Origin of the sequence: Dietzia sp. DQ11-44, assembly GCF_014145205.1 — a bacterium.
GTDB lineage: Bacteria > Actinomycetota > Actinomycetes > Mycobacteriales > Mycobacteriaceae > Dietzia > Dietzia natronolimnaea.
In genome coordinates this window covers 1-6552 of record NZ_JAALEC010000034.1, presented here as the reverse complement: position 1 = coordinate 6552, position 6552 = coordinate 1, and the positions used below count along the sequence as shown (strand labels likewise).

The 6552-nt window shown below is 70.2% G+C and carries 9 protein-coding genes and 1 tRNA gene; 6 read left to right on the top strand and 4 right to left on the bottom strand.

What is annotated here, in order from left to right; genetic code table 11:
- On the top strand, positions 1-646 hold a 646-nt coding region (locus G6018_RS01025; RefSeq protein ID WP_206685247.1), incomplete at its 5' end, for a hypothetical protein.
- On the opposite strand, the gene G6018_RS01020 is transcribed toward G6018_RS01025, so the two are convergent.
- From G6018_RS01020 to G6018_RS01010, 3 genes are all read right to left on the bottom strand, one after another.
- On the bottom strand, positions 633-2096 hold the full coding sequence (locus tag G6018_RS01020; RefSeq protein ID WP_182638498.1) for a trehalose-6-phosphate synthase: 1464 nt from the start codon (positions 2094-2096) through the stop codon (positions 633-635). The two genes, G6018_RS01025 and G6018_RS01020, sit on opposite strands and share 14 nt — an antisense overlap.
- A 31-nt stretch (positions 2097-2127) precedes the next feature.
- Positions 2128-2316: a hypothetical protein gene (locus tag G6018_RS01015; RefSeq protein ID WP_107748799.1), complete on the bottom strand. Its 189-nt coding sequence runs from the start codon at positions 2314-2316 to the stop codon at positions 2128-2130.
- Between the two features lie 69 nt (positions 2317-2385).
- Positions 2386-3768: a threonine/serine exporter family protein gene (locus G6018_RS01010; RefSeq protein ID WP_182610390.1), complete on the bottom strand. Its 1383-nt coding sequence runs from the start codon at positions 3766-3768 to the stop codon at positions 2386-2388.
- A 90-nt stretch (positions 3769-3858) separates the two neighbouring features.
- Between G6018_RS01010 and G6018_RS01005 the strand changes: the two genes are divergently transcribed.
- The 3 genes from G6018_RS01005 to G6018_RS00995 all read left to right on the top strand — a co-directional run bounded on the left by G6018_RS01005 (position 3859) and on the right by G6018_RS00995 (position 4860).
- A tRNA-Thr gene (locus G6018_RS01005) sits at positions 3859-3931 on the top strand.
- Between the two features lie 92 nt (positions 3932-4023).
- Entirely contained in the window at positions 4024-4449 is a 426-nt protein-coding gene (locus tag G6018_RS01000; RefSeq protein ID WP_182610391.1) for a nuclear transport factor 2 family protein, read from the top strand.
- Between the two features lie 3 nt (positions 4450-4452).
- Entirely contained in the window at positions 4453-4860 is a 408-nt protein-coding gene (locus G6018_RS00995; protein WP_304814125.1) for a nuclear transport factor 2 family protein, read from the top strand.
- 52 nt (positions 4861-4912) lie between these two features.
- Here the strand turns inward: G6018_RS00995 and G6018_RS00990 are convergent, their stop codons facing one another.
- Positions 4913-5341, bottom strand: a complete 429-nt coding sequence (locus G6018_RS00990) for an HIT family protein (RefSeq protein WP_182610392.1) — start codon at positions 5339-5341, stop codon at positions 4913-4915.
- 127 nt (positions 5342-5468) lie between these two features.
- Here G6018_RS00990 and G6018_RS00985 point away from each other — a divergent pair, with 127 nt between their 5' ends.
- Positions 5469-6173 (top strand): TetR/AcrR family transcriptional regulator, encoded by a 705-nt coding sequence (locus G6018_RS00985; RefSeq protein WP_182610393.1) that lies wholly within the window; start codon positions 5469-5471, stop codon positions 6171-6173.
- A 71-nt stretch (positions 6174-6244) separates the two neighbouring features.
- On the top strand, positions 6245-6552 hold a 308-nt coding region (locus tag G6018_RS00980; protein WP_347237757.1), incomplete at its 3' end, for a phosphoribosylamine--glycine ligase N-terminal domain-containing protein.

The following is a 6552-nucleotide window of genomic DNA, read 5'->3' as shown; positions in this document are numbered from 1 at the left end:
CGAGGCCACTGCTCCCGGGACCGCGCCCACCCCGTCCCGCGACGCCGACTCGATGCCGCCCTCCCGGTCGGGTCCGACCCCGAGGGCCGGCTCCGGGCAGAGCACTCCTCGCCGGGCCACCACGACCGAACCGATGGACCCGGTCCGGCGACGCCGACTGATGGCGGCCCTGGCCGTGGCCTCGGTCATCCTGCTCGTGTTCTCCGGGATCGCCGTCTGGCGCTATCTCGAGGCCCGGGACGCCACGGCCGTCGAACAGCAGGTGGCCTCGGCCCCCACGCAGGCCACCGACGCGGCGCGCGAGATCGTCACGCAGATGTTCACCTACGATCACCGCACGGTCGACTCGGAACTCGCGGCGGTGCGGGAGCGTCTCACCGAGCCGGCACTGACCGAGTTCGTCGACCAGTCCATGCCGACCGTGGCCTCGGCGGCCAAGCAGCAGGAGGCCAGTGTCTACGCGACCGTGGCCGCCGCCGCGCCGCAGGAGGTCGTGGACGCGGACAACGTGACGGTGCTGGTGATGCTCAACCGGATGGTCTCGACCAAGGAAGCGCCCGAGGCGGCCAGCTCGGCGTCGAGGCTCAGCATCCAGATGGTCCGGGTGGACGGGGTGTGGAAGCTGGGCGAACTCAACGCTCTGTGACGGGGGGGTCGGACGTCGCGTCGAGGGTCTCGAAGAACCGTCGTGCCCACGCGTGGACGTCGTTGCCCAACACCTGTCGGCGCAGCGCCCGCATGCGACGACGCCGGTCGTCCTTCGACTCGGTGACGGCCGCCATGATGGCGTCCTTGACCCCCTCCAGGTCATGCGGATTGCACAGGTACGCCTGCCGGAGTTCGGCGGCGGCGCCGGCGAACTCGCTCAGCACCAGCGCGCCCTCGCCATCCGTGCAGGAGGCCACGTACTCCTTGGCCACGAGGTTCATCCCGTCCCGCACGGGGGTGACCAGCATGACGTCGGCGGCCACGTAGAACGCCGTGAGCTCGGACTTGGGGACGGGGCGGTGGATGTACGTCACCACGGGGTGCCCGATCTCGCCGAAACTGCCGTTGATCCGGCCCACGGACTCCTCGATCCGCGAGCGCATGATCTGGTACTGCTCGACCCTCTCGCGGCTCGGGGTGGCGAGTTGGAGCAGGGTGACGTCGGCGGTCTCGAGTCTCCCCTCCTCGAACAACTCCTCCAGCGCGCGGAGCCGGACGTCGATCCCCTTGGTGTAGTCGAGGCGGTCGACGCCCAGCAACAGGATCTCTGGTGAGCCGAGTTCGGTACGCAGGCGTTCCGCGCGGGCGCGGGTGTCGCGGTCGCGGGCGGCGGCGTCGATGGCGGCCGAGTCGATCGAGATGGGGAACGCCCCCACCCGGACCCTGCGGTCGTCCACGCGGATCTCGGACGCCCGACCCCGGGTCGAACGCAGCCGAACGGAGGGGTGGCCGCCGAGTCGGTTGGCGAGGATCCGGAAGTTGTCGGCTCCGCCGGGCAGGTGGAAGCCCACGAGATCGGCCCCGAGCATCCCGTCGACGATCTCCGTGCGCCACGGCAGCTGCATGAACAACTCGACGGGGGGGAACGGGATGTGGAGGAAGAACCCGATGGTCAGGTCGGGACGCATCTCACGTAGCAGGCGGGGGACCAGCAGGAGTTGGTAGTCCTGCACCCAGACCGTGGCGTCGGTGGCGGCGGCCGCGGCGGTGGCCTCGGCGAACCGGCGGTTGATCGCGACGTAGGCGTTCCACCACTCGCGGTGGTACTCGGGGGGGACCACCACGTCGTGGAACAGCGGCCACAGCGTGCCGTTGGAGAACCCCTCGTAGTAGAGCCCGACATCCTCGGCGGACAGTGTGACCGAGTGCAGCCGGATGCCGTCGGCGTCGAAGGGCTCGGGGGCGGCGTCCGCCACGCCGGGCCAACCCACCCAGGCGCCGTGGTTGGCCTTGAGGATGGACTCCAGGGCCGTCACCAGCCCACCGGGGCTGGCCTTCCAGTGTTCCCGGCCGTCCTTGTCACGGACGAGGTCGACGGGTAGCCGATTGGCGACGACGACGAAGTCCGCACCGGCGTCCGGCGGCGTCTGCTCGGTCGCGCGCGTCATCCCCGTCCCTTCCGTGATCGCTGTGATGCGGCTAGTCGACGTCGGCAGGGTCGACCTTCTCGGGGCCGATCCCGAGCATCTCGAGCAGCATCAGGCACTCGTCGGCGTCTGCGGCGTACGAGGCCACGATCCTCTGGGCCTGATATGCGGTCTCGTCGGCGACGGGCTCGAGGTCGACGTCGAGCTCGGGCTCCTTGCTGGCCGCTGCGGCGGATGCCATGTGTGTCCTCCCGTGGTCGGTATGGGACGCAGGGCCCGTGTGGGCTCAGGCGTCCGACGTCATCTTACGTCACTGGTCGGCGGCGGCGGACCTGCGCAGATTACGCGTGACCCATTCGCCGAACACGATGCCGGCCGCCAGGGCCACCGCGATCGCCAGGGCCTGGAACATCAGTCCCACACCGATACCGGTCTGGTCACTGGTGAGGGCCGACAGTCCCCGATAGACGGACAGCCCGGGCAGGAGTGGTGTGATCCCCGCGATGGTCACGATCAGTGGCGGGACGGTCGCGATACGGGCGAGGATGCCGCCGAACAACCCCATCGCACAGGCCGCGAGCGCGGAACCCACCACCACGCCCAGCCCGGTCGTCGTGACCACCTGGAAGATGACCATCCCGATCGCCCCGACCGCCGCGGCGAGCCACGTCGCACGCACGGTGGCGTAACTGGCCACCGCGAAGCCGGCGGCCCCGACGCCCGCCGCGAAGACGGCGAGATACAGGGGCGCGTTGCCGGAGATGGTCGGGTCGATGGGGGGCGGGGACATGCCCAGTCGCGCGAACACCGCCAGGGCGATCGTGATGCCGCCGAGAACCCCGCCGGTGAGGATCATCGTCTCCACGCCGCGGCCGGCCGACGTCACGGGGAACCCGGTGATGGCGTCCTCGATCGCGCCGACGAGCGTGAGCCCCGCGAGGAGCACGATGATTCCCGCGGCGACGAGCGTGGATGGCTGGATGTCCACGAAGTTGTCGCTCAGGAACACGTAGGCCAACAGCGCCCAGGCGGCCGCGATGAACCCCCCGACGATCTGCTGGAAGAACTTCGGGAGGCGGTGGCCGTCCAGATAGCGGTTGGCGTACATCAGCGCGAACGTCGACACCATGGACAGGAGTCCGGCGAGCGGGCTGCCACCCAGTTGGATGACGACCGCGCAACCGAGCATCGCCCACCCCAGGACCGCGACCCGGAACGAGTGGGGGTGCGGGGAGGCGATGATCTGCTCGACCTCCGCCGTGGCCTGCTCGACGGTCAGTTGGCGCCGCACGATGAGGTCGGTGAGCCGGGCGACACGGGTCACCCGGGTCATGTCGATCGTGCGGTAGTTGACCACCCGGATGACGGAGATCGGCGGGCGACCACGTCGGCGGTTCACGCCGATGGTCAACGAGGTGAAGGTGACCTCGACGGTGGCGCCCGGCAGGCCGAACGCCGCCGCGACCGATTCCCCCTGGGCGACGGTGTCCGCCGCGCCCTCGCCGGAGGACAGGAGGATGCCGGCGATCTCGAGGGCGAGGTTCAGGACGTCGGTGACGGCGCCGTCGTCGTCCAGGTCGACCGGTGCCATCGGGGACAGGGGCGGCTCGACCGCCAGGTCCATCGTCGACTTGCGCAGACCCAGCCACGCCAGGGGGCGGGTGAACGGTGCGGGTGCGTCGCGGATCTCCACGTGGACACCGTAGTCAAGACCGCGGCGGTCGAGAGCGCGGCCCGGGGTCCGGTTAGGATGTGACCCGGACCCCGGCCGTGCCGGAGCCGTGCTGGAGTGGCGCAATTGGTAGCGCACCCGACTTGTAATCGGGCGGTTGCGAGTTCAAGTCTCGTCTCCAGCTCTCACCCGCCGCCCGGTGGAGCCGGGAGTGCACGCCACGCACGCGGGCGGTATACGTTTAGTTTTCTCAGGTTTCTGGGTAGGATGTGACAGGTGTTCAGCGACGGCGACGGCGAGGGCTCCGGAGACGTGGACGGGGGCGTGGACGCTGAGTCCACCCGGCGGATCGCCGAGGCGTGGATGCGCGCCGTCACCTCATGTGACGTGGACGCCGCGCTGGCCCTTTCCTCGCCGTCGATCGTCTACTCCAACGGCGGCCACCTCCGTCTCTACGAGGGGCACGACGGAGTGCGTGACATCATCGAGGATGTCGCCCGTATGTCCGGGTTCCTCGACGTGGCCGTCCTGTCGGTGGTGGCGCAAGCGGGGACCGTTGCCCTCCGGCGACTCGAGACCTACACCCTGCCCGAGGGCGGCGTGGAGATCCCGGCACTGGCCTTCGTCGATGTCGCGGACGGTGTGGTCACGCGCTGGGAGGACTACAAGGACTTGCGCACGCTGAACGCGATCGCGGAGTAGACGGTGAACGGGGGCGGTCCGGTGGACCGGGAGGAGCATCAAGTCGACGCCGCCGCGGTGGTCAGGGCGCTCGTCGAAGCCAGGTTCCGGGGGGATGTGACCACGACGACCGCTCTGTGCACGCCCGACATCGTGTTGCGGATCGAGGGGTCTCATGAGGCGCGCGGGCGAGAGGGAGTGGCGCACCTGATGGAGTTCAACCGAGAGGTCGCCACAAACGTGCGTGTCGAGATTCACCGGGTCATGGCATCGGGTGACACCGTCGCGATGAGCAGGACCATGTTCCTCACCATCAACGGGCAGGCCGTCGAGCTCAGCGCGGGCGCGTTCTTCACGTTGCGCGACGGCCTGGTGCGGGAATGGAGTGACTACCTGGACATGAGCGAGGTGGCGCGCGCGCTCGGGCACTGAGCCGGTCACCCGCCCGACCCGACCACCGGGGCGGCGAGTCGGGGTGGGCCGGTCAGTCCCCGGGAACGAACTCGTCGTGGCCGAGTTCCCGCAGAGCGCGACGGATCGTCGCGGCCGCCGCGTCCGACTCCTCCGCCGGGGCGTCGGGGTCCGCGCGGGACAGGTCGAAGCCGGACATGTCGTCGGCGGGGAAGACGTGGATGTGGGTGTGTGGGACCTCGAACCCCGCGATCAGATAGCCGGCCCGTGACGCCCCGAAACCCTCGACGACGGCCTCGCCGACCGCCTGGGCGACCTCGTTGAGCCGCGCCCACAGCCGGGGGTCGAGGTCGGTCCAGCGGTCGATCTCCTCTCGCGGGACGATGAGGGTGTGGCCGGCCGCGACGGGCGCGATCGTGAGGAAGGCGACCACCTCGAGGTCCTCCCAGACGAACCTGCCCGGCAGCTCACCGGAGATGATCTTGCTGAAAACGGTCGACATGCTCCCAGCCTACGTACCCGGGGCGGCCGGTTGCCGCTGATGCGCGGTGGCTCGTGGTGTAATGAGGGGTACGCCACCCGGACAACGAGCGGCGAACGGTCCTTAGAGGATGGCGGAGGGACGGCAGATGATCGAGGCAACGGCACCGACGGCAGACGACACCGTCAAGAAGAAGTCCTACCACCACGGTGACCTGCGGAACGCGATCATCCACGAGGCCACCACGCGGGCGCGGTCCTCGGGGGAGAAGGCGATCGTGCTGCGGGAGATCGCGCCGGTCGTCGGGGTGTCGGCCACCGCCGCCTACCGGCACTTCACCAACCGGCAGCAGCTGGTCGAGGAGGTCTCGGCCCGCGGGTTCGCCGCGATGGGTGAGCGTGTCGCCCTCCCGGGGGTCACCGGCGCGGAGTCGGCCCCGGGGCTCGCGGCCTACCTGGACCTCCGCAACGCGGGGATCGCGATCGTGGAGTTCACTGTCGCGGAGCCCGCCTGGGCGCGGATGATGGTCGAGACTCTCGGGGAGTCGTCGACGGTCGCGTTCGCGGCCTCGGACGTCGCCGAGATCATGCAGCAGATCGTCGACCGCGGGATCGCCGCGGGGATCTTCCGTTCGGGGACGAGGATCAGGGACCAGCGCGTCCTGTGGGCGGGGATCGACGGCCTCTGTTCGCACGCGATGTTCGGGCTCAAGCCGATGGGGACCCCGGAGGCGGACCACGCGACGGCGCGCACGCTCGATCTCTGCATGACGGACATGCTCACCGCGGAGGGGCTGCGGGTCCGCGACGAGGCCACGTTGCCGGACGGGATCGCGACCGACCTGCCGAGCTGAGGTCCACCCGACGACGCCTGCACCGGCCGTGCCGGGTCACGTCGCCCGGGGGCGCGACTACTGTGGTCGCTGTGCGAATTCTCGTGATCGGTTCCGGTGCCCGTGAGCACGCCATCCTCGTCGCCCTCGCCGCGGATCCCGCGGTGACGGAGCTCCACGCCGCGCCGGGCAACCCCGGCATGGTGCAGGCCACGTGTCACGACGCGTCGGTGACGGATCCCTCGGCGGTCTCCGCGTTGGCGCGGCGGCTCGAGGTGGACCTGGTCGTCATCGGCCCCGAGGTGCCGCTGGTGGCGGGGGTGGCCGATGCCCTTCGCGCGGCCGGCGTCCCGGTGTTCGGTCCCTCGGCCGAGGCCGCCCGGATCGAGGGCTCCAAGGC